This is a genomic window from Ruegeria sp. BHSC026 (genome assembly GCF_059613065.1).
Genome location: NZ_JBXWRV010000010.1, coordinates 1 through 22,130, shown reverse-complemented (window position 1 = coordinate 22,130; position 22,130 = coordinate 1). Strand labels below are relative to the sequence as shown.

The 22,130-nt window shown below is 61.7% G+C and carries 18 protein-coding genes and 1 tRNA gene; 13 read left to right on the top strand and 6 right to left on the bottom strand.

Annotated features, from left to right (window positions below):
• Positions 1-17 precede the first annotated feature (17 nt).
• Entirely contained in the window at positions 18-1,190 is a 1,173-nt protein-coding gene (locus AC2FME_RS12990; RefSeq protein WP_496683420.1) for a hypothetical protein, read from the top strand.
• Here AC2FME_RS12990 and AC2FME_RS12985 read toward each other — a convergent pair.
• Positions 1,187-4,846 (bottom strand): flavoprotein, encoded by a 3,660-nt coding sequence (locus AC2FME_RS12985; protein ID WP_496800624.1) that lies wholly within the window; start codon positions 4,844-4,846, stop codon positions 1,187-1,189. The two genes, AC2FME_RS12990 and AC2FME_RS12985, sit on opposite strands and share 4 nt — an antisense overlap.
• Positions 4,847-5,157: 311 nt before the next feature.
• Here AC2FME_RS12985 and speB (AC2FME_RS12980) point away from each other — a divergent pair, with 311 nt between their 5' ends.
• A complete protein-coding gene (gene speB, locus AC2FME_RS12980; RefSeq protein WP_496800623.1) occupies positions 5,158-6,123 on the top strand; it encodes an agmatinase in 966 nt (321 codons plus the stop codon).
• 17 nt (positions 6,124-6,140) lie between these two features.
• Here the strand turns inward: speB (AC2FME_RS12980) and AC2FME_RS12975 are convergent, their stop codons facing one another.
• The gene (locus AC2FME_RS12975; protein WP_496800622.1) at positions 6,141-6,662 is read right to left on the bottom strand and encodes a ZrgA family zinc uptake protein; all 522 of its coding nucleotides are present in this window, start codon (positions 6,660-6,662) and stop codon (positions 6,141-6,143) included.
• Positions 6,663-6,908: 246 nt separating this feature from the next.
• Between AC2FME_RS12975 and AC2FME_RS12970 the strand changes: the two genes are divergently transcribed.
• The 9 genes from AC2FME_RS12970 to speB (AC2FME_RS12930) all read left to right on the top strand — a co-directional run bounded on the left by AC2FME_RS12970 (position 6,909) and on the right by speB (AC2FME_RS12930) (position 17,810).
• Entirely contained in the window at positions 6,909-8,180 is a 1,272-nt protein-coding gene (locus AC2FME_RS12970) for an imelysin family protein (protein ID WP_496800621.1), read from the top strand.
• Between the two features lie 193 nt (positions 8,181-8,373).
• Positions 8,374-8,859, top strand: a complete 486-nt coding sequence (gene bfr, locus AC2FME_RS12965) for a bacterioferritin (RefSeq protein WP_496743131.1) — start codon at positions 8,374-8,376, stop codon at positions 8,857-8,859.
• Complete coding sequence (locus AC2FME_RS12960) at positions 8,819-10,366, top strand: di-heme oxidoreductase family protein (RefSeq protein ID WP_496800620.1); 1,548 nt, start codon at positions 8,819-8,821, stop codon at positions 10,364-10,366. The genes bfr and AC2FME_RS12960 overlap by 41 nt, the downstream gene beginning before the upstream one ends.
• Before the next feature lie 3 nt (positions 10,367-10,369).
• On the top strand, positions 10,370-11,380 hold the full coding sequence (locus AC2FME_RS12955; protein ID WP_496800619.1) for an imelysin family protein: 1,011 nt from the start codon (positions 10,370-10,372) through the stop codon (positions 11,378-11,380).
• A 3-nt stretch (positions 11,381-11,383) separates the two neighbouring features.
• On the top strand, positions 11,384-12,472 hold the full coding sequence (locus AC2FME_RS12950) for a DUF1513 domain-containing protein (protein WP_496800618.1): 1,089 nt from the start codon (positions 11,384-11,386) through the stop codon (positions 12,470-12,472).
• Positions 12,473-12,571: 99 nt separating this feature from the next.
• Positions 12,572-14,461, top strand: coding sequence for a biosynthetic arginine decarboxylase (speA, locus tag AC2FME_RS12945; protein WP_496683395.1), 1,890 nt, complete (start codon positions 12,572-12,574; stop codon positions 14,459-14,461).
• Between the two features lie 23 nt (positions 14,462-14,484).
• Positions 14,485-15,696, top strand: a complete 1,212-nt coding sequence (locus AC2FME_RS12940) for a saccharopine dehydrogenase family protein (RefSeq protein ID WP_496687182.1) — start codon at positions 14,485-14,487, stop codon at positions 15,694-15,696.
• 105 nt (positions 15,697-15,801) lie between these two features.
• Complete coding sequence (gene nspC / locus AC2FME_RS12935; protein WP_496800617.1) at positions 15,802-16,971, top strand: carboxynorspermidine decarboxylase; 1,170 nt, start codon at positions 15,802-15,804, stop codon at positions 16,969-16,971.
• Positions 16,968-17,810, top strand: a complete 843-nt coding sequence (gene speB, locus AC2FME_RS12930; protein ID WP_496800616.1) for an agmatinase — start codon at positions 16,968-16,970, stop codon at positions 17,808-17,810. The genes nspC and speB (AC2FME_RS12930) overlap by 4 nt, the downstream gene beginning before the upstream one ends.
• On the opposite strand, the gene AC2FME_RS12925 is transcribed toward speB (AC2FME_RS12930), so the two are convergent.
• The 3 genes from AC2FME_RS12925 to AC2FME_RS12915 all read right to left on the bottom strand — a co-directional run bounded on the left by AC2FME_RS12925 (position 17,807) and on the right by AC2FME_RS12915 (position 19,822).
• Positions 17,807-18,397 carry an HD domain-containing protein gene (locus AC2FME_RS12925; protein ID WP_496800615.1) on the bottom strand — a complete coding sequence of 197 codons (591 nt, stop codon included), beginning with the start codon at positions 18,395-18,397 and terminating at the stop codon, positions 17,807-17,809. The two genes, speB (AC2FME_RS12930) and AC2FME_RS12925, sit on opposite strands and share 4 nt — an antisense overlap.
• 82 nt (positions 18,398-18,479) lie before the next feature.
• Complete coding sequence (lptF, locus tag AC2FME_RS12920) at positions 18,480-19,619, bottom strand: LPS export ABC transporter permease LptF (RefSeq protein WP_496711310.1); 1,140 nt, start codon at positions 19,617-19,619, stop codon at positions 18,480-18,482.
• A 127-nt stretch (positions 19,620-19,746) separates the two neighbouring features.
• Positions 19,747-19,822, bottom strand: a tRNA-Trp gene (locus tag AC2FME_RS12915).
• A gap of 142 nt (positions 19,823-19,964) precedes the next feature.
• On the opposite strand from AC2FME_RS12915, the gene AC2FME_RS12910 reads away from it, so the two are divergent.
• Both AC2FME_RS12910 and AC2FME_RS12905 read left to right on the top strand, forming a co-directional pair.
• Entirely contained in the window at positions 19,965-20,666 is a 702-nt protein-coding gene (locus AC2FME_RS12910) for a lysophospholipid acyltransferase family protein (RefSeq protein ID WP_496683381.1), read from the top strand.
• Positions 20,667-21,086: 420 nt separating this feature from the next.
• On the top strand, positions 21,087-21,383 hold the full coding sequence (locus tag AC2FME_RS12905; protein ID WP_496800614.1) for a hypothetical protein: 297 nt from the start codon (positions 21,087-21,089) through the stop codon (positions 21,381-21,383).
• 644 nt (positions 21,384-22,027) lie between these two features.
• Here the strand turns inward: AC2FME_RS12905 and AC2FME_RS12900 are convergent.
• Positions 22,028-22,130: EF-Tu C-terminal domain-related protein (locus tag AC2FME_RS12900; protein ID WP_480918583.1), on the bottom strand; the 103-nt coding region annotated here is incomplete at its 5' end.

The following is a 22,130-nucleotide window of genomic DNA, read 5'->3' as shown; positions in this document are numbered from 1 at the left end:
AGACCGAAAGGGCCCGGATGACGATCGAAAAAAAGGTTTGGCTGTTGTCGGGCATCCTGTCCGCCGTCTTGATGCTGGTTCTGTTCAAGCTCTGGGTCGCGTTGAACCGGTTTGACAACGATCCAACGCAATTGCCGGATGTGGACGCCGTCGATACCTTTCTGGCCGGGCTGGACAACGCGCCGGACCTGCGGGTCAAGACCGGCATCTTCATCAAGAGCTTCAGCTTCGAAGGCGCCAGCGATGTGCGGGTCTCGGGCTATGTCTGGCAGCACTATCTGGATGGCGAACACGATGCGATCCGGCCGGACCGGGACGAGGTGGGCTTTCTCCTGCCCGAAGCGGTCGATGTCGCGAATGGCGTGATCCAAGAGGCCTACCGAATGAAAAGGGACGGCAGTACGCTGATCGGGTGGTATTTCGAACAGACCCTGCGCCAGTCTTTCGACTACACCAGCTATCCGTTCGATCACAAAACCGTCTGGGTCCGGTTCTGGCCGGGGCGCTTCGACGTCAACGTGGCATTGGTACCGGATTTCACCGCCTACCCCGCCACGGGACCGCAGGACATCTTTGGCATCGACAACCGCATCGTCATGGGGACGTGGGAGCGTGAGAACACCTATTTCGACTACAAATTGTCCGATCTGGATACGACGCTGGGCATCGGCGAGAACGAGTTTCAGACCAATCTTCCGGAACTGCACTATAATTTCGTCATCAAACGCAATTTCGCCAACGCTTTCGTGGTGCACATGATTCCGCTGATCGTGGTGACGATGCTGCTGTTCGGCGCGGTGATGACCGTTACGCGCAAGCCCAGCCTGGTCGAGCGGCACGATTTCAGCACATCGGGCGTGATCGGAACCTGCTCGGTCCTGTTCTTCGTGATCCTGCTGGCCCATGTGCAACTGCGCGAAGGCTTTGCCGGGTCGCCGGTCATCTACATGGAATCGTTCTTTTTCCTGATGTATTTCATGCTGCTGGCTGTCTCGGTGAACACATATCTGTTCGCCTCGGAATCAGCGCCGTCGCTGTGGGTCATCCACTACAGGGACAATCTGATCCCAAAGGCCGCCTTCTGGCCCTTCGTCCTGATCTGCATGATCGCGATCACCGGCTGGAACCTCAGCGTGAAGGCGCGACCGGCCACCGGCGCGCCCCCGGCAGTGGCGCACCAGAGCGGTTAGGTCACCGCCTCGTACCCCGGCTTCAGTGTGCCCGTCGCCATGTCGATCGTATACTCGTCCACCAACTCGGACGTGCCGCGCTCCAGATCGGCCAGGTATTTTTCCGGATTGGCGATGACATAGACATAGGCGGGCTTTTTCACGCCATCCATCAGAACGTTGATCCGCTTGCGGACATAGACGTTGTCGGCCGCGCCCGGCCCGTGAAAGCCCTCGAGCTTGTCCAACTCCTTCAACCCGCCCGAGGTGACCCGATAGACCTCGCCCTTGATCGGACGCCCGGTGCCCTTGCGGTCGACCAGCGTGGCCATGCGGTGCAGATAGGCACAGTTCGGGTTGTCACAGAACGGCTCCTTGGGAACGATCAGGGGCATCGGCTGCCGGGTGATCGCAGGCCCGACCAGATCATCCAGCACATCCGCATGGGCGTCGTGGTTCGGAAAGCCTTTTTTGAGCGATCCGTAGGTGAAGTACAGATAGGTCTTCTCGCGGTCTTCGATCAGGTCGTCTTCGTCTTCCACTTCTTCCGGCTCTGACAGGCCATGGGTGTTGGCCCAGTTTTCCAACATTGCGCGGATCTCGTCCGATACCCTGATACCCCTGGAACGCACCGGATCCTGCAGGAAATGGATCAGCGGGCTTGCATCGATGCTATCCGCCGCCAGCAGGGTTGCGACCATCTCAGCCGAGTTGTTCATCGCCGCCACATGCAGGCTGGTAAAGCCGTGATCGTTGGTTGCGTTCACGTTGATACCGCGGGCGATCAGAGCCTTGGCGGCCTCGATGTCCGGCTTGCCCAGGTCCTGCCCGTTCTCGGTCAGTTCGCCCTCGCCGCCGGCTGCATAGTGCAGCAGCGTGTCGCCATTGTTGTCGTCCACGATGTCGATGCCGGCAATCCCGTCGTCGATGGCCTTGAGCACGGGTTCCCACCGCTTGAAATCATCCGAAGCCGCGGCCTCCTGCGCCCATTTGCAGATGTTGTGTTCGTGGTTTTCCAGCTCTTCGAACGCTTCTTCCAACACCTCCATGATCTGGTCGGGCGTGGCCATCATTCCGATGCCCATCATCCCGTTCGAAAGGCGCCCCTTGCGGGGACCGACAAGATCGATCCCCAGATCGCGCAGCTTTTCGACGTTTTTCTGGGTGGTGACGTTGTTCCACATGTTGGTATTACAGGCCGGGCAGAGGATCGCCGGCTTGTTGCGGTACTGCCAGGCCACAAAAACCGAGGTCAGCAAGTTGTCTGCAATGCCGTTGGCGATTTTACCCATCGTGTTGCAGGTGACCGGCGCGACGATCACGCAATCGGCCCAGTCGCACAAAGCCAGATGCGAGGCGCGCAACGGCATGGCAAACTCGGTATAGCGGAAATTCCACTCGTCATCGTCACGGTAGTAATCGTTGTGGGTGATGTAGTCCTCGACCTTCTGGGTCTTGGACTTTTTGCGGTTCCGCTTTGCTTTCCGGGCCTCGGCGTCCTTGTCGGATCCGATGTCGCGAAAGAATTTCTCGGCGGCGACCGAGGGGATCAGTTTCACGTTGTGGCCCGCCTTGGTGATCCGGGCGACAAGTTCCGGCACCTTGTCGGCCGCGGACGAGCCGCAGGCGCACAACAGAACGTTCCGCCGCCCGTTCGGCGGCGCGGTCAACCCTCCCTTGGGGTAGCCGAAGATGTTCTTGTCGAGGCTCGGCGACTCTTGGCGCAGCAAGACCGGCAGACCAGCCTTCTTCATCTCTTCCTGCAGGCTGCCGTCCAAGATCATGTCGACGATGTCGCTGCGCTTGCCCAGACATTTCCCCTTGAAGAAAAGATAAGGCACCTTTTCCTTACTGCTTTCCGCCACCAGTTGCCGGCGCATTTTCATGGCATTGGCCCCGTGCCCAGCGACATCGACAAGCCTAACGGAGGTCGCGCCGATATTGGCCAGGATGTTCTTCAACATATGCGACCACGGGTCCTCGTCCTCGTAAAACAGAACCAGCGGGTTCTCTCGGACAATCCGCGCCACGTCGCTGGGGTCTTCCGGGGGCTGGGTCTCCTCGATCACCAGCATGGCCGGACTCTTCAGGTCGCGCAGCCCGCGAAAGATATGCCCCCGCGGCGCCTGCCAGACCTGCGACGTGGCCGGGCTCATGTCGACGACGGTGACAAGGTCGGCCTTTTCGTCATAGGCGATGCACAGGCACCAGAACTCTTCCAGCAGCGCCGTCTCGCGGAACACGTTTTCAGGCGGCCGGATCACCTCGAACCCCAACACGCGGTTGAAGTCGATGTTGATCATCAGGTGGCGCCCCTCATGTTCGTTCAGACTGCGCAGCTGATCCCGGAACCAGTCTTGCGGCGATCTTTTGTCCTTGCCGGGTCGCTCCGCATAGCTGCGGAACGTGCTGCCGATATGCACCTCGGAAGTGCCGGCCAGATACCGTTGGGCCATCTCGCTCATCTTCTTGGCGGTCGATACCCGGCTCAGCGCCTCGGTGTACGAGGTCTGGGTCGCGATCAGCAGCTTGTCTTCGGTGACCTGGACATCGCCAAGAATCTGCAGGCTTTCGGCCAGAACGCCTAGACTGTTCATGTTCGGGCTGGCCCGCCGGAACAGGTTGCGGCGTTTCTTGGGGTCTCGGGCCAGATACCGGGTGCTGTCCACGTAGTTGCAGTCCTGACGGAAGGTCTGCAACGTGGTCTTGACCGCCTCGCGCGCGGAAAACCGCAACAGACCGCGCGCCCGCATCGACGTGCCGTCTCGGTCGGACATGGCTGCGTACAAGCGGTCGATCGTGGTGACCCACAGCTTGCCGTATTTTTCGGGATGCACGTCCATCATGTGCACCAGACCGGTGCTGGGGTTGCACTTGGCGATCACCGCGAAATGGCCGCCGGGCATGGTGGGCTTGCCATGCGCGACCCCAACCTGAAAATTCGCCACCAGAATGTCGTTGTCCCCGCCCAGGCGATTGGATTCGTCAATCGCCTCAAGCAGCAGCGGCACTGAGGTCGTGGCCTCGTCCATGAAATAGGCCTGGACCTGCACCAGATCGCGCAGACCCTGCGAATGGATATAGGTGCAGGCCACGTCGAACAGTTCACCCAGCGAGATGCCGTCATTGACGACAAAGCTGGTGGGTAGTTCGCAGACCCGGAAGATGTCGTTCACCTCGCAACTGAAGCCCAGCGCCGACATGCTCAGCGCGGCCGCGGTCACGCTGCAGCAGTTGATCGGCTGCTGGAAATTCTGCAGGTGCACGCTGACCAGATCGCCGAACAGGGTCGCGAAACACTCGGCGCGGATCTCGGACGGAATTTCATGCCACTTGCCGCGCGACAGATAGGCGATCCGCGTCCCCGCAAGCGCGACGGCCTGCAGGCTGACAGGGAGATCCGGGATTTCAAGATGTTCCTCATAGAAATAGTCACCATCATCGGCCGTCGCCAGGTTGACCCCGCCCTGCCGCAGCTTCACGATCCCGTCCAGCACGACATACATTCCGTCCGGCGCAAGGACCGCATCCTCGGTCACCTCGAACAATTCAAAACGGCTCTGCAACTGGTCAGGGTTATTCTTGGCCAATTCGCTGGGCAGAACGGCAAAGATCTTGCCCCAGTCTTCCGCAGTGGCGTTGATCGGCTTAGAATTTGAAATCGCTTCCGTGGTCATGGCCGTTCCCTTCCCCAAACAAATGGCGCAATCTCTTGTGTCGGGTTTTCACGTTCCAGAAATCGGAAACGGCGGATCTGCCCAATCGTAAGGCCCAGACCCGCGGACCGGCAAATGAAAGTGCCACCTTCAAATTACGCACACGCTAAATGAGCCATATCGCGCTAGATTAATGCATAATGGCAGCAAAATCACTGATATTTGTTCCTTATATGTCTGCTCAGGATCCGCCCGCGACAGGCGTGTTGATTGCGCCAACGTTGCTGTTAGCCTCGTGATCGCCGCCAGCGCACGCAACAAACGGAGCCAAGATGTCAGATCACGGATACGAGACCGGTCGCCTGAACCTGCCTTTCGTGGGCATTCCGACCTTTGCGAAGAAACCCTATGTGCAGGATTGGGACCGGATCGACGCGGATGTAGCCATTCTGGGCGCTCCTTTCGACTTTGGATGCCAGTACCGCAGTGGCGCCCGTTTCGGCCCGAGGGCGGTGCGCGAGGCCTCGACCCTGTTCAGCTTTGGCCATGCAGGCGCCTATGACCACGAAGACGACGCCACCTATCTGGGCAGCGACGTGCGCATCGTCGATCTGGGCGATGCCGACATCATCCACACGCGAACCGAAGCCAGCCATGCCAACATCGAACACGGGGTGCGCAAGATACTGAAGGCAGACGCGCTGCCGGTCGTGATCGGCGGCGATCATTCGGTCAACATTCCCTGCATCAACGCCTTTGCCGATGATTGCGCCCGCAACGGACCGATCCATGTGATCCAGATCGACGCCCATCTGGACTTTGTGGACGAGCGGCACGGCGTGACGGCCGGACACGGCAACCCGATGCGGCGCGCGATCGAGAAGCCCTATGTCTCGGGCATGACGCAACTGGGCATTCGCAACGTCTCGTCCACCGCTCGGGACGGATACGAAGACGCACGCGCCCGCGGGTCCGACATCCTGTCGGTCCGGCAAGTGCGCAAGTTGGGAACACCAGCAGTTCTCGACCGCATTCCCGCCGGGGCACGGTATTATGTGACGATCGACATCGACGCCTTCTGCCCCTCGATCGCGTCAGGCACCGGAACGCCCAGCCATGGCGGATTTCTGTACTATGATGTGCTGGAACTGCTTCAGGGGCTGGCCCGCCAGGGCGATGTCATCGGCATCGACCTGGTCGAGGTTGCTCCGGCCTATGACCCTACGGAAAGCACCCAGATTCTGGCCGCGCAAATTCTGCTGAACTTTTTAGGCTTCATCTTTCACGAAAGGACCTAGAACCCGAATGGCTGGAGTCAGGTCAACCCGGACAGATCGGCTGCCGGGCTCTGGCGCGTCAGGTCGAACCGTCGCGTGCCGGTTTCGGACCGGACGAGCACAACCAGACGGCGGGCCTTGGGGAAACGGTCGAAATAGGCGGTGCGCAGGGCGCTGATCGCGCTGATGTCGCGGCAACGGATCAGATACTCGGCCTCGAACTCGGGCGCCTTGCGGCCCTCGCCGCCGGGCGTTTCGACAAGCGCCACATTGGCGGAAACCGTGACGCAGTCCGCCTCGGGCGCCACGACAAAAATTTTCAGCGGCCGCGAGAGTTCCGAGACCGCCGCCGCCACCTGGGCCCGCTGGGCATTGTCGCCCGCGGGCAGGTCGAAGCCGACGATATCCAGACCGGGCGCCGACAGAGACAGTGTAAGGTCCATGGCGTGGATGCCGATCTTAAGCGTTGCGGGACCCGTTTCGCTTTTGGCCTCCTGCGCCCGGGATGCGGTGGACAGAACCAGCAAAGAAACCACCAGATACTTGAACACGACAGGCATCACCCACCCCGAAATCACCGTGTCATTCTACCCGGCCCGGACCGTCAGGCAATAAAGAACGGCGGGTCTCAGCCTCGCCGGATATGGGGAGGCGAGTGAGGCGCGCCATGCAAAGCCCCGGCATCGCCGCGCCCGAAAAGCTGACAAAAAAACTCAGATTGACATACCTGACAATTTAACTCAGTAATTCGGTGCCGCGCATCGACTTCGCGCGCCGAATTTTCATTGAAACAGGACTCCGAAAATATGCCCCGTTTTCTTTCCGCCGCCAGCACCTTGACCTTGCTGATCGCCTCGGCCGCATCAGCCGGAGGCGCTCCGGCGACCTCAGCCGTGCTGGACACCTATGCCGATATCGCCCAAGCCACTTACGAAGACAGCCTGACCGCAGCCAACCGCCTGCGGGCGGCCGTGGGTGCGTTGATCGAACGCCCTTCGGCCCAGACCATGCAGGCCGCTCGCGCGGCTTGGATCGCGGCTCGGGTGCCCTATCAACAATCCGAGGTCTTTCGGTTCGGCAACCCGATCGTCGATGACTGGGAGGGCAAGGTGAACGCCTGGCCGCTGGACGAAGGCCTGATCGACTATGTCGATGCGGCCTATGGCGGGGCCACCGACGAAAACGCGCTTGCGGCCCTGAACGTGATCGCCAACCCGACCTTCCAACTGTCGGGAGAAACCATCGATGCAAGCGAGATCACCCCGACTCTGCTGGCCGAAACCCTGCACGAGGCGGACGGGATCGAGGCCAACGTGGCCACCGGATATCACGCCATCGAGTTTCTGCTGTGGGGACAGGACATGAACGGCCATGGTCCCAGTGCCGGAAACCGCCCGTGGACTGACTATGCGCAGGGCGATGCCTGCACCAACGGGAACTGCGACCGGCGTGCGCAATACCTTCAGGCCGCAACCGATCTGCTGGTCAATGACCTGGAATGGATGGCCACCCAATGGCACGATGGCGGCGCCGCCCGCGCAGCCCTGTTCGAAAATGAAGGCGCTGGTCTGACCGCGATTCTGACCGGGATGGGGTCGCTGTCCTACGGCGAACAAGCCGGTGAGCGGATGCGCCTGGGCCTGATGCTGAACGACCCGGAAGAGGAACATGACTGTTTCTCGGACAACACCCACAACAGCCACTACTATGACGGGCTGGGCATCCAGAACGTGTATCTGGGCAGCTATGTCCGCATCGACGGCACGTTGGTTTCCGGTCCCTCCCTGTCGGATCTGGTTCTGGCCTCGGCCCCTGAACTGGACGACGAGATGAAGACCAAGCTGGCCAACACGATGCAGGCCCTGGGCCGGATCAAGACCACGGCCGAAGCCGGGCTGGCCTATGACCAGATGCTCGAACGCGGCCATGCGGGCGGCGAGGCGCTGATCATGGCGGGCGTCAACGCCCTGATCGACCAGACCAAGACCATCGAGCGGATCGTGACAGCGCTGGATCTGGACCAGATCGCGTTCGAGGGGTCTGACAGCCTCGACAACCCTGATGCCGTTTTTCACTGAAACGCCACCAGCCAGAGCGCGGCAGATCCGCAAGCGATCTTCACGCCGGGAAAAATCTACCACGCTCTGGGGAAATCGGCTGATTGCGGCGGCTGCATGCCACTGTTTCTCGAAACTATGCGCACAACCGATACCCTTGGGGTTCCAATGCAACTCCGGACTCTTCGTGCGGGGTCAACACAGGAGAGCGTAAATCAAAGGCGATCCAAAGGTCATCGAATACCTCAACACGTCCCTGCGGCATGAACTGACGGCGGTCAACCAGTACTGGCTGCACTACCGCCTGCAAGAGGACTGGGGCCGGGGCCACATGTCCAGGAGAAGCCGCGAGGAAAGCATCGAAGAGATGCAGCACGCGGACAAGCTGATCGCACGGATCATCTTCCTGGGCGGCCACCCCAACCTGCAGAAGCTCGACCCGCTGCGTATCGGTCAGACGACCAAGGAAACGCTGGAATGCGACCTGCCGGCCGAGATCGACGCTCGGGCCTTGCACAAGGAAGCGCGCGAATACTGCCAACAGGCCGGCGACTTTGTGTCGATGGCGCTGTTTGAACAACTCATGGCGGACGAGGAAGGGCATATCGATTTCCTCGAAACCCAGCTTGACCTGTATGAAAGGCTTGGCGAAGCAAATTATGCGCAACTCAATACATCGAAAATGGACGAGGCCGAATAGGTCTGGTTTTCTGGCGGTGGCCGTCCTTGCGGCCACGCCTTCCCTGTCTCAAGATCTGCGGGACAGTCATTTGAACCCCCTCCCCCGAACCGACGCTGAACGGGCACGGATCGCCACAGTTACCGCAGCGCCGTCGGATTTCACCCAGCCCCAGCGCTATGAGGACCTGCCGGCAGGCGCCGCGACGGTGCGCGCCCGGACCGATGCGGATGCATTCTCGCAACCCTCGGCCAACCTGAGCTTTGAGCAGGAGCTGGATTTCAAGGTCGGCAACGGGCTGTTCAAGAAGGTCTGGGTGTCGTCCCCGTCCTCGACCCTGGCCTCGGATGGGTTGGGGCCGCTGTTCAACGCGCGGTCGTGTCAGCGCTGTCACATCAAGGACGGGCGTGGCCACCCCCCTGCCGGACCCGAGGACAACGCCATTTCGATGTTCCTGCGCGTTTCCATCCCCGGGACGCCCGCGGACGCGCCGGAAGGGATCGAGGGTTATCTCGCCACCCTGCCCGAACCCACCTATGGCGGCCAAATGCAGGATTTTGCCCTACCCGGCCACAAGGCCGAGTACCGGCTGGACATCACCTACGAGGAGATACCGGTGGAGTTGTCCGGCGGCGAAACCGTGTCGCTGCGCAAGCCCACCTACAGAGCGGCCGATCTGGGTTATGGGCCTTTGCACCCTGACGCGATGCTCAGCCCGCGCGTTGCGCCGCAAATGATCGGTCTGGGCCTGCTCGAGGCGATCCCGGCCGAGGACATCCTGGCCCAGGCCGACCCGGAAGATACCGATGGAGACGGGATCTCGGGGCGGCCCAACATCGTGTGGTCGAGGGAATTCGGCGAACCCATGCTGGGCCGGTTCGGGCTTAAGGCGGGCATGCCGACGATCATGGAGCAGTCAGCCGCAGCCTTCGCCGGCGATATCGGCATTTCCAGCCCGCTCTACCCCGCGCCCTTTGGCGACTGCACCCCGGCGCAGGCCGATTGCCAGGCCGCCCCGCATGGTGACGGCGACGAACGCGGCTTCGAGATCGACCAGCAGGGCATGGATCTGGTGGCCTTCTACAGCCGCAACTTGGGCGTTCCCGCCCGGCGCGATGTGGATGACCCGCAGGTTCTGCGCGGGAAAGAGGTGTTCCACACCATTGGCTGCGCGTCCTGTCACACGCCCGCTTTCGTCACCCACCGCCTGCCCGACTGGCCCGAGCACAGTTTCCAGCTGATCTGGCCCTACACGGACCTGCTGCTGCACGACATGGGCGAGGGACTGGCCGACAACCGCCCCGAGGCCCGCGCCACGGGCCGCGAATGGCGCACCGCGCCACTATGGGGCATCGGCCTGACCGAACGGGTCTCGGGGCACACTCAGTTCCTGCATGACGGCCGCGCGCGCTCGCTTCTCGAAGCGGTCCTGTGGCACGGGGGCGAGGCCCAAGCCGCGCGCAATGCGGTCGTTTCCATGCCCAAGCCCGACCGCGATGCGTTGATCCGGTTCCTCGAAAGTCTGTGACCGATGCGCCTGATTGCCGTGATCCTTTCCGCCTTGATCCCGCTGTACGCGATGGCACAGAACCGCGATGCGGTCCTGGTCGACGTAACCAAGGCCCATATCCTGCCGCGTTTCGACCGCCTTGTCGAAGCGACGGCTGCGCTGGATGCCACTGCTCGCGCCGACTGCGCGCCGGGGTCCGCCGATCTGCGCGCGGCCTATCACGCCGCCTTCGACGCCTGGATATCCGCCAGCCACCTGCGGTTCGGCCCGACCGAAGTCGGTAACCGTGCCTTTGCCCTGGCCTTCTGGCCCGACAGCAAAGGGTTCACGCCCAAGGCGCTGTCGACGATGATCGCGGCCGAAGACCCGGCCATTGCCGACCCCGATGCCTTTGCCGAAACCTCGATCGCCGGGCGCGGTTTCCTCGCGCTCGAGAGGATGCTGTACGACCCGGCCTTTGCCGATCAGGGCGATGCGGCCTATCGCTGCGGGTTGATCCGCGCCATCGCCGCCGACATCCATCGCACCACCCGGGCCATCGACCGGGACTGGCACGGCTATGCCCGCATCATTACCCAACCCGGGCCGGACAGCCCCTATCGGTCGTCCAACGAAGCCCTGCAGGAGCTCTACAAGGCCCTTGTCATCGGGCTCGAATTCACGGCCGATACCCGTCTGGGCCGCCCGATGGGCAGTTTCGACCGCCCCCGCCCCAACCGGGCCGAGGCCCGCAGGTCGCTGCGGTCTCTGCGGCATGTGGAACTGTCGCTGGTGGCGCTGCGCGATCTGGCGGCGCGACTGGCGGCCGACCACCCGCAGATTGCGGCCTCGCTGGACGATGCCTTTGCCCGCAGCATCGCCCGGGCGCAGGCGCTGGATGATCCCGCGCTGGCCGGCGTGGCCGAGCCACAGGGGCGGTTTCGGGTCGAGGCGCTACGGCAGTCGATCAACGACATCCGCAGCCTTGCCGCCGCACAGCTGGGTCCGACCCTGGGTATCAGCGCCGGGTTCAATTCGCTGGACGGAGACTGACCCATGACCAGCCGCCGAGGATTTCTGGCCGGTCTGGCAGCCGCCGCTCTTGCCCCCCTGCCTGGCTGGGCGTCGGTCGGCTCGCCCGACTTTCTGTCAGCCGCCTTGTTGAAAGATGGGTTGTACCGCTTGGTTGGGTTGACCAGTTCAGGGGAGGTTCGGTTCTCGATCCCCCTGCCCGGCCGCGGGCACGCCGCCGCCGCCCATCCGCATCTCGCGCGGGCCGTTGCATTCGCGCGCCGTCCGGGGCGGTTTGCGCTGGTGATCGATTGCGCGACCGGGGACCAACTGGCCCGGCTCAAGGCGCCGGACGGGCGTCATTTCTATGGCCACGGCGCGTTTTCGCCCGACGGCCGCCGTTTGTTCACCACCGAAAACGACTACGAGGCAGGCACCGGGGTCATCGGCGTCTGGGACGCGGCCGAGGGCTATGCCCGGATGGGCGAGTTTTCTTCGTCTGGGGTCGGCCCCCATGACGTGGTATTGATGCCCGACGGCAAGTCTCTGGCCATCGCCAACGGCGGCATCGAAACCCATCCGGACACAGGGCGCACCAAGCTGAACCTGCCGACCATGCGCTCGAACCTGACCTATGTCAGCCTCGACGGATCGGTTCTGGAGCAGGTCGAACTCCCCGCGGCGCTACACAAGAATTCGATCCGACATCTGGCCGTTCGCGCGGATGGCCTGCTGGCCTTTGCAATGCAGTGGCAGGGCGACTTCTCCCACAAGCCGGCCCTGCTGGGGCTGCATCGGCGGGGTGGCCGTTACCACCTGCTGTCTGTGCCGGAAGACATACAGGCGACGCTAGCCGGCTATGCGGGCAGTGTCGCCTTTTCCGCCGAGGGACGACAGGTCGCCATCACCTGCCCGCGCGGCAACGCGCTGCTCGTCTTTGATGCCGAGGCGGTCCGTTTTGACCGCGCCCATTCGTTCAGCGACGTGTGCGGGTTGGGCCCTGGGCCATCCGGCTTTGTCTTTACCACCGGGCACGGCGATGTGGGGCATTTGGCTGGGCCAACCCCGGCGGTATCGCCCCATCCTCGGGTCCACTGGGACAACCATCTGGTTCCCATTCGACCCGTGATCTGAATTGGGCTAACCTCCGAAACAGATTACACTTGGAAGAATCGAACAGCTGCCGTATTGGCGGGCGAAATTTTCACGCCTGCAACGCAAGGACTGACTGGATTGAAACAGACGCCCGTCGCACCGCATTCCATCTACGGAGTTGAAAAATGGGGCAAGGGTCTCATCGAGGTGACGGAGGACGGCGAGATCGGTCTGCGCAATCCCATGGCACCCGATGCGGCGGCAATCAGCCTGCCCGGCATTCTGCACGACCTTGATCAGCGCGGGATCAAAGCGCCGATGATCCTGCGCATCAGCTCGTATCTGGAACGCGAGATCGCGCACATCAACGAAAGCTTCCGCGATGCGATCGCGCGTACCGGCTACAAGGGGTCCTATCGCGGCGTGTTCCCGATCAAGGTGAACCAGCAGGCGCAGGTCGTCGACCGGATCGTCGAGTTCGGCAAGCAATACAATTATGGGCTCGAAGCCGGTTCGAAGCCCGAACTGGTGATCGCCCTGGCGCACCGTCTGGCCCCCGAGGCGCTGATCGTATGTAACGGGGTCAAGGACGCAGAGTTCATCGAGTTGGCCATTCTCAGCCGCAAGATCGGGTTCAACACGGTCATCGTTCTGGAAAGCCCGAAAGAGGCCGACACGGTCATCGAGGTTTACAACGAGCTGGGCATCGAGCCGCTGCTTGGCGTGCGAGTGAAACTGACCAACCAGATCAGCGGCAAATGGCAGGAAAGCTCGGGGGATCGGTCGACCTTTGGCATGAACACCGATCAGCTGGTCGCGGTCGTCGACAAGCTGCGCGATGCGGGCCTGCTGCATTGCCTGAAGCTGCAGCATTCGCATCTGGGCAGCCAGGTGCCCGACGTGAACGACGTGCGCCGCGCCGTGGGCGAGGCCTGCCGTTATTACACCGAACTGACCCGCGAGGGCGTGCCGCTGACGCACCTGGATCTGGGCGGCGGCATGGGCGTCGATTACACGGGCGAGAAGAAGGCGACCGAGAACTCGATCAACTACACGGTCGAGGAATACTGCGCCAATGTGGTGGAAACCGTGGCCTATGCCATGGACGAAGCCGAAGTGGACCATCCCACGCTGGTGACCGAGAGCGGCCGCGCGGTGGTGGCGACTTCGTCGATGCTGGTGTTCAACGTGCTGGAAAGCACGCTCTATGACGCACCCAACGGCCCCGAGGTGGAACCCGACGACCACCACCTTGTGTCAGATCTGGCGGCGGTGAACGGTTATCTCAGCCACGACCGCCTGCAGGAATGCTGGAACGACGCTACCTTCTACCGCAACGAGTTGCGGGCCCTGTTCCGCCGCGGTTACGTGGACCTGCGTCAGATGGCCCGGGCCGAGCGCATCTACCTGTCGCTGATGGCACGGATCAAGGCGCTGGCGGCCTCGGACGAGGTCGATACTGATGTGGATGACCAGTTGGAGAAGCTGGCCGATATCTATCACTGCAACTTCTCGCTATTCCAGTCGCTGCCCGACGTCTGGGCAATCGACCAGCTGCACCCGATCGTGCCGCTGCAGATGCTGGATCAAGCCCCCGACCGCCGCGCGGTGCTGTCCGACATCACCTGTGATAGCGACGGCAAGATCGACCGGTTCATCTTGGCTGACGGCGTCTCGCCCAGCCTGCCCGTGCATTCCCTGCCCGAAGATCGCGACTATTACATGGGCGTGTTCTTCGTCGGCGCCTATCAGGAAACCCTTGGCGACCTGCACAACCTGTTCGGCGACACCAATGTCGTCACCATCGACCTGCGCGCCGATGGCGGGTTCGACCTGCTGCACGAGCAAGAGGGCGACACCATCAGCGAAGTCCTGTCCTATGTCGAGTTCGACCCGAGCGATTGCATTGCCGCCTTCCGCAAGATGGTGGACGAGGCGATTTCGACCGGCACGCTCAAGGCCAAGGACCGCAAAACCCTGATGAGCGCTTACCGCGACAGCATCAACGGCTATACCTATTACGAATAACCCCGGCGAAAGGAGATTTTCCCATGGGCAAGACACTGGTTGTTGGCGCGGGTGGCGTCAGCCACGCCGCCGTGCACAAGATGGCGATGAATTCCGACATCTTCACCGAGATCACGCTGGCCAGCCGCACCAAGGCGAAATGCGACGCCATCGCCAAGTCGGTCAAGGAACGCACCGGCGTCGACATCAAGACGGCCGAGCTTGACGCCTACAAGATCGCCGACACCGTCAAGCTGATCAAGGAAACCGGTGCCGAGATCCTGGTGAACCTTGCCCTGCCCTATCAGGACCTGGTGCTGATGGATGCCTGCCTCGAGGCCGGGTGCCACTACCTGGACACAGCCAATTACGAGCCCGAGGACGAGGCCAAGTTCGAATACCACTGGCAATGGGCCTATCAGGACAAGTTCAAACAGGCCGGCCTGACCGCCATTCTGGGGTCGGGGTTTGACCCGGGCGTTACATCCGTCTTTGCCAAGTGGCTCAAGAAGCACAAGCTGGACACGATCCGCCAGATCGACGTGCTGGACGCCAATGGCGGCCAGAACGATCAGGAATTCGCCACCAACTTCAACCCCGAGATCAACCTGCGCGAAGTGCTGGCCGACGCCCGCCACTGGGAAGGCGGCGAATGGAAAGTGACGCCGGCCATGACCCACAAGGTCGAGTTCGACTTCCCCGGCATTGGGCCGAAGAACATGTACCTGATGTATCACGAGGAACTCGAATCGCTCTCGACCCACTTCCCCGAGATCGAGCGTGCCCGTTTCTGGATGACCTTCGGCGATGCCTACATCACTCATGCCAAGGTGCTGCAGAATGTCGGTATGACCCGGATCGACCCGGTGGTGCATAACGGGGTCGAGATCATCCCGATCCAGTTCCTGAAGACGCTGCTGCCCGACCCCGGCGATCTGGGCGCCGAAACCAAGGGCAAGGCCTGCATCGGTGACATCGCCACCGGCCAGGCCAAGGACGGCTCGGGCGAAAAGACCTACTACATCTACAACATCTGCGACCACGAGGAATGCTACCGCGAGGTCGGCAGCCAAGCCGTCAGCTACACCACCGGCGTCCCGGCCATGATCGGCGCGGCACAGGTGCTGAAGGGCAACTGGCGCGAGCCGGGCGTGTGGAACATGGAACAGCTCGACCCGGATGATTTCATGGACATGCTGAACAAGCACGGCCTGCCCTGGCAAGTCCACGAACTCGACGGCCCCGTCGATTTCTGATCCCTCGGGGCGGTCCGCGCGACCGTCCTGCTTCATCTGGCCCAAAATATCCCGGGGGTCCGGGGGCAGCGCCCCCGGCCTCTCCACTTTCAGGAGATGCCGGACATGACCCAATTGATGCAGACACAGGCCGGAGATGCCGGCGCCTTCCGCCACTTCGACCTGAACCGCGTCCCTTCCCCCTGCTTCGTCGTCGACGAAAAAGCGGTGGAGCGAAACCTGGCGGTTCTGGCCGATATCGGCGAGCGTTCCGGCGCGCATATCCTGTCCGCGCTCAAGGCTTTTTCGATGTTCGCGCTGGCGCCACTGGTGCGCCGGTATCTCGGCGGGACCTGCGCCAGCGGCATCTACGAGGCCCGGCTGGGCCGCGAGGAATATGGCGGCGAGGTCGCGACCTTCTGCGCGGGTTACAAGGATTCCGACATCGACGAAATCCTCGCCCTGTCGGATCACATCATCTTCAACAGCCCGGCCCAGAAAGACCGCTTTCTGGCCAAGGCTCAGGCCGCCGGGCGGCAGGTCGGGCTGCGCATCAACCCCGAACACTCCGAAGGCGAGGTTGCGAAATACGACCCCTGCGCTCCGTGCTCGCGCCTCGGCACCCCGGTCAGCCAGTTGGACGCCAAGGCGCTGGAAGGCGTGGATGGCCTGCACATGCACACGCTCTGCGAACAGGGGTTCGAACCGCTGGCGCGCACCTGGGCCGCGGTCGAACCGAAACTGGCGCCTTTCCTGAACGGCCTGAAATGGCTGAATTTCGGCGGCGGCCACCACATCACCCGCAGCGACTATGACCGCGACGGGCTGGTGGATTTCATCAAACACATCCACACAGAATACGGCGTCGAGGTCTATCTGGAACCCGGCGAGGCGGTGGCGCTGGATGCGGGCATCCTGGTGGGCGAAATCCTGGACCTGCCACACAACGGCATGGATCTGGCGATCACCGACATCTCGGCCACCTGCCACATGCCCGACGTGATCGAAGCCCCCTATCGCCCCGCCCTGATGGACGAGGCCGAAACCGGCCACACCTATCGTCTGGGCGGCCCCTCGTGCCTGGCGGGCGACGTGATCGGCGATTACACCTGGGCCGAGCCGCTGCGGATCGGGCAGCGCTTTGCCTTCCTCGATCAGGCGCATTACTCGATGGTCAAGACCAACACGTTCAACGGTGTGCCCCTGCCCACGATCGCCCTGTGGAACAGCGAAACCGATGAGCTGAAGATCATCAGGCAATTCGGCTACGACGACTTCAAAGAGAGGCTTTCATGAGCATTTTCCTCGACAGCGAACTGACCGAGGCCGAACGCAGCGAAGACGCCCGGTTCCGCGTGATCCCGGTGCCTCTGGAGCGCACGGTCTCCTACGGCTCGGGCACGGCAGGCGGACCCGCCGCGATAATCGAGGCCAGCAATGAGCTCGAACGCATCACCGGGCATGCCGAACCCTGTGTCGAAGGCATCTTCACCGAGCCCCCGCTGGACTGCGAAGGCCCGCTGCCGGACGTCATGGAGCGTCTGGCCCAGCGCACCGAGGTGGCCGTCCGCGCCGGCAAGGTGCCAGTCACGCTGGGCGGCGAACACTCGCTCAGCTACGGCGCGGTCATGGGTGTAGCCCGCGCCTTGGGTCAGCCTCTCGGCATCGTGCAGATCGACGCCCATGCCGACCTGCGCAATGCCTACCAGGGCGAAAAGCACAGCCACGCCTCGGTCATGCACCTGCTGGCCGAAGAAGGTATCCGCCTGGCCCAGTTCGGCGTCCGCGCCTTCTGCGAGGAAGAGGCCCAGAGCCGTTTGCGCCACCACGTCTTTCACGTTGATGCCGAGGAACTGGTGACCGGCAACATCCATGCCGTCGATCTGCCCGAGGATTTCCCCGAACTGGTCTATGTCAGCTTTGACGTCGACGGGCTGGACCCGTCGCTGATGCCCGCAACCGGCACGCCGGTTCCGGGCGGGCTGGGATACTATCAGGCGCTGCACCTCGTCGAGCACGCCCTGAAGGGCCGCCGCTGCGTCGGCTTGGACGTGGTGGAACTGGCCCCGGACGGCAACGCGGCGTGGGATTTCACCGCCGCGCAGATCGTCTATCGCCTGATGGCCTCCTGCTAGTCCTCGGCGGTCTCGTTGAGCTCCATGTGCCCCTCGCCCCTGTTCAGGATGCGGCGCAACATAGGCTCGAAAAACTCCAGGGGCCTGGTCGGATAGTCCGGGTCAAACGCCTTCTGATCGTATTCATGGCAAAAATGGCGGCAGTCCTCCCAATAGGGGCTGTCGCGATACTTGTCGCGCGCATTGCGGTCTCCGCCCAGATGGTGGTTATAGTAATAACCCTGAAACACGCAGTGATGTTTCAAAATCCAATAAGCCTTTTCGCTCACGTAGGGCTTCATCATCGCCGCTGACAGCTCGCCGTGGTTGTAGGGCGACAGGATGTCGCCCACGTCATGCACCAGTGCCGCAATCACGATTTCCTCGTCCGCGCCATCCTCGTAGGCGCGCGTCGCGGCCTGCAGGCAATGCTGGTAGCGGTTGATCGGATAGGGCGTCCAGTCCTCGTCCAGTGACCGGATGGCGTCGAGGATGCGGTCCGGCAGGGCAGCGTTGTAGGCGTCCTCGTAGGCCATGACCGCATCCCAATCGGCCTTCGTTGCCTCTTCGAAACTGGTCCAGTTGGGTGTGTGGCGATTGTCTGGCATGGCGCGCCCCTCGGTTGGATATTGCCCCGAGAGTAGCGCGGCGGATTGCATCCTCAAAGCGAAATGACCCGCGCAGTATCCGTCAGGCCGCCGCCTGACAAGCCGCATCGGACCGGCCGCGTCTACGGGTCAACGGCCGGCCAGCCAGGGCCAGAAACACTCCCGACACAATCACGCCAAGCGCCGCTGGCGCATAGAGAAGCGGCCACAACTGCGGGTCGCCGATGACGATCGGCGAAACGAACCCACGCACGCCTTCAAGCAGAACAAGGATCGTGAAGGCCCCGAATATCTGCGGCCAGAGACCGAAACGCGAAAAACTGCCCAGCATCAGCGTTGCATATCCTACCATGGCAACGGCCACGCAGATCGCAACCCACGAGAACCGCTGATGCAGCTCATCCACCAACTGCCCGATGGAATGGCCCTCTTGCGCGGCCAAGGTATCCAGGTCGCCCAGAAGTTCGGCCGTCGAGATGGCTTCGATGCTGCGCTGTCCCAAGTCCGATTTTCGCGTCAGCTCCGAGATGTCATAGGCGGCATCCTCGAACCGCGTCGATGCAAGCGTTCGGCCGGCCCGGTTCAGCCTTAGTGCCAGCCCGTCAACCATGACCAGATGCACGCCCGACCCATTGTTCACCAGATAGGCCGAGGTGCTGGAATAGGTAGCCGGATTGGCCCTGTCACGCCGGTCCGACACGAAGACTTCGTGCAACGTGCCGTCCAGATCGATTCGGCCAATATAGACCGTGACGCCCGGCACCGGATGCATGAATTCGCCTTCGTTCAGCAACTGCGCAGTGACATCGGCGGCCACTTCGGATTCGCGCCGTTCGAGCTGATCGACCGAAGCGGGGCGCAGGAACACGCTGATGATCGCCATCATCACCCCTGTGACCACCCCGAACAGGAAAACCGCGCGCCCCAACCGCCATGGGCTTGAGCCCGTGGCCAGCATCACCGTCAGCTCGCTTTCGCGGGTCAGGCGGTTGGTGACATATACGGCCGCCGCGAACACGGCCATCGGCATTACCGTGCGGATCAGCGTCGGCAAAGTCAGCGCAGTGAACTCGAGGAACACCATAGCCGACTGACCGCCGCTGATGACCCGCTCGAACAGGCTGACCGAGCGGGTGATCCAGAAGACCCCCACCAGCACCAAGGTGAAAAAGCCGAAAAGCACCAGCAATTGCCGCAGGAAATATCCGTCAAAGCGCGACATGTGACCTCGTTCAGCTGTTCCTGCGATCACGCGGACAATAGGCCATTTGCTAGGCGGAAGAAACCATGATTGCACGTTCGTTGCGCGCGTGGGTTCGGCGGCAAAGCAACGATCGATGTGCGGTAAATGGCAGGGGCAGCAGGGTTCGAACCCGCGACCTACGGTTTTGGAGACCGTCGCTCTACCAACTGAGCTATACCCCTGTACTGCGCCTCAGATATGCCAGCCACGCGGCGGACTCAAGAGGCTTTTTGCAGTTTCCCGCGCCTTCCGGTTTCGACAAACAAGTTGCGCAGGCCGTGCAGTTCGCTAAGACAGGGCTCGGCCAGAAAGAGGATACCCGCCGTGAGCCTGCGCAAGAAGATTGCAGACAGCGAAGCCGTTCTGAACTGGTTGGCTCGGCGCATCGCCGGATATATTCGACTGGTCCATCGCAACACGCGATGGCAACGGATCGGCTATGAAGAGCTGGACAAGCTGGCCGAACAGGGCGAGCCGGTCATCGTGGTGTTGTGGCATCAGCGTCTGGCGCAGTCCCCCTATTTCTTCCCGCTGGACAAGGGGCGCATCTGTTCCATCACCTCGGCCGCGCGCGCCGGCAGCATGGTGGGGCGGGTGCAGAAACTGTTCGGAATGGACACCATCGCCATGTCCAGCCACAAACGTCATGTGGCGCTCTCGCGCGAAGTGTTGGGCAAGATGAAGCAGGGCATCTCAATCGGCATAGCCGCAGACGGCCCACGAGGACCCGAGCGGATTTGTTCAACTGTTCCGCTGGTATGGGCACGCAGTTCGGGCAAACGAGTGTTCGGGATCACATATTCCGTGCGCCATGGCCGTGAGGCCGGCACTTGGGATCGTCTCCTGCTGCCTCGCCCCTGGCGAAACGAAGGGGTGTTCCTGTGCCGCGAATGGACCGAAACCGTCCCGCGCAAGGCGACGGAACAAGAGATCGAATCGCTTCGTCTCAGTCTGGAACAGCACATGAACGACATCACCGCCGAAGCAGACCGGATCGTCGGTCGAGAACCCTGGGCGCCGGAATAGGGCCGTCCGGTTTGCCCTGGGCAGCGTTTCCTCCGCGACCACGGCCGTCGACCTGATATCGGTCATGCTGCTCCAAGCCCCATGGAACCCAAACGCTGCGCATGCCGCCGCCTTTACGTTCTGCATGAGAACGCGCACCAGAGGCTGGGAGGAATTTGTCGCGTTCGTCAACCGTCGCTCATCAATATGCAACTGATCGCAAGGCGGTCTGCTGAGAAAGCCGACGGGTCTCGACGGCACTATGAGCTGTCTTGATCAATACCAGCGCCCTTGACACACTCATATCTACCTTAAGCAGAATGCAATAATTTCTACAAAGCTTTTTGTTGTTGCGCTGGGGGGGCAATTTGCGCCGCACTTTTTGTTGGTCCATTTCTCCCAAGCCAGAAACAGAAAGCACAGGCGGCTCAGATTGAGCGCATGGTGAAGGGCAAGGCAGACCCCTACGACGCATCCACATTCGAGCCATCTGATTTCATTTACCCGACCGTTCAGTCTGACAATATAACCGTTTTCCTGGAATTTCAGCCGTACATCGAAAAGGTTTGCTTAAGCACCCCGCGCGGTTATTTCGATCCACGACTTAAATTTCGAAACAACGCGACGCGGCAAGACCAAGTTTTACTGATTCAAGGTGAAGCTTTCACCCCCTGGCAACCTGAGCTTTTGCCCAAAAACCTGGAGGGGCCCTATGTCGAAACGTTGTCGACCGACTAAGTCCCGATGGATGACCTCACTGCATATCATGTCACCCCCGTTCGCGGGTATACAGCCACTGATGTACCAGCGTTTTATGCGGTCGAGTCTATCACTTGGGCTGAAAACGTTAGTGTCTGGTGCGCCGCCTTTCCGAGATCCAAAAAACCAGCGCCTACGGCGATACAGAGCTGAATATTTACCGCAATTCCAGCGGTCCAATCACCAACGTGAAAACGTGCAAAAAACCGGGCTCTGTACTGTATCCGGGCTGTCGAATTTACATGGAGTCGCCGCTGGTCGACTTCGATATTGGTTAATTTCTGAACCTTCTACCCCATTGGCAAGACATGTCATGCAATGCACGGGCGAGTGTGTCCTGCATAACCACCAATTCTCTCTGGTTCCCGGGTCGAAGCGGTCGTTTTCCGAGCCCCAGACGCAAAAAAGGCCGCCCCATTGGGAGCGGCCTTCTCTGATTTCCTCACCGTGTTGCTTTCGGCAGATTTTCCTTTGGAAAATCGCCTGCCGCAACCAGGCGCGGCAAGCGCGCCTTGCGCGATGATTTTCGACACACTTTTTGTGCGCGTCTCGTGATTATTGAATCCAAACAAAAAGGGCGCCCCGAGGGACGCCCTTTCCGTTTGATCATTCGCTTGTGCGAATTACTCGATGATTTTCGAGACGACGCCGGCGCCGACGGTGCGGCCGCCTTCGCGGATGGCGAAACGCAGGCCGTCTTCCATCGCGATCGGAGCGATCAGTTCG

Bases quoted from the DNA above. Each gene is read 5' to 3' on its own strand.
- AC2FME_RS12990 (WP_496683420.1), top strand. From the start codon at position 18: ATGACGATCGAAAAAAAGGTTTGGCTGTTGTCGGGCATCCTGTCCGCC.
- AC2FME_RS12985 (WP_496800624.1), bottom strand. From the start codon at position 4,846: ATGACCACGGAAGCGATTTCAAATTCTAAGCCGATCAACGCCACTGCG.
- speB (WP_496800623.1), top strand. From the start codon at position 5,158: ATGTCAGATCACGGATACGAGACCGGTCGCCTGAACCTGCCTTTCGTG.
- AC2FME_RS12975 (WP_496800622.1), bottom strand. From the start codon at position 6,662: ATGCCTGTCGTGTTCAAGTATCTGGTGGTTTCTTTGCTGGTTCTGTCC.
- AC2FME_RS12970 (WP_496800621.1), top strand. From the start codon at position 6,909: ATGCCCCGTTTTCTTTCCGCCGCCAGCACCTTGACCTTGCTGATCGCC.
- AC2FME_RS12960 (WP_496800620.1), top strand. From the start codon at position 8,819: ATGCGCAACTCAATACATCGAAAATGGACGAGGCCGAATAGGTCTGGT.
- AC2FME_RS12955 (WP_496800619.1), top strand. From the start codon at position 10,370: ATGCGCCTGATTGCCGTGATCCTTTCCGCCTTGATCCCGCTGTACGCG.
- AC2FME_RS12950 (WP_496800618.1), top strand. From the start codon at position 11,384: ATGACCAGCCGCCGAGGATTTCTGGCCGGTCTGGCAGCCGCCGCTCTT.
- AC2FME_RS12940 (WP_496687182.1), top strand. From the start codon at position 14,485: ATGGGCAAGACACTGGTTGTTGGCGCGGGTGGCGTCAGCCACGCCGCC.
- nspC (WP_496800617.1), top strand. From the start codon at position 15,802: ATGACCCAATTGATGCAGACACAGGCCGGAGATGCCGGCGCCTTCCGC.
- speB (WP_496800616.1), top strand. From the start codon at position 16,968: ATGAGCATTTTCCTCGACAGCGAACTGACCGAGGCCGAACGCAGCGAA.
- AC2FME_RS12925 (WP_496800615.1), bottom strand. From the start codon at position 18,397: ATGCCAGACAATCGCCACACACCCAACTGGACCAGTTTCGAAGAGGCA.
- lptF (WP_496711310.1), bottom strand. From the start codon at position 19,619: ATGTCGCGCTTTGACGGATATTTCCTGCGGCAATTGCTGGTGCTTTTC.
- AC2FME_RS12905 (WP_496800614.1), top strand. From the start codon at position 21,087: ATGGTGAAGGGCAAGGCAGACCCCTACGACGCATCCACATTCGAGCCA.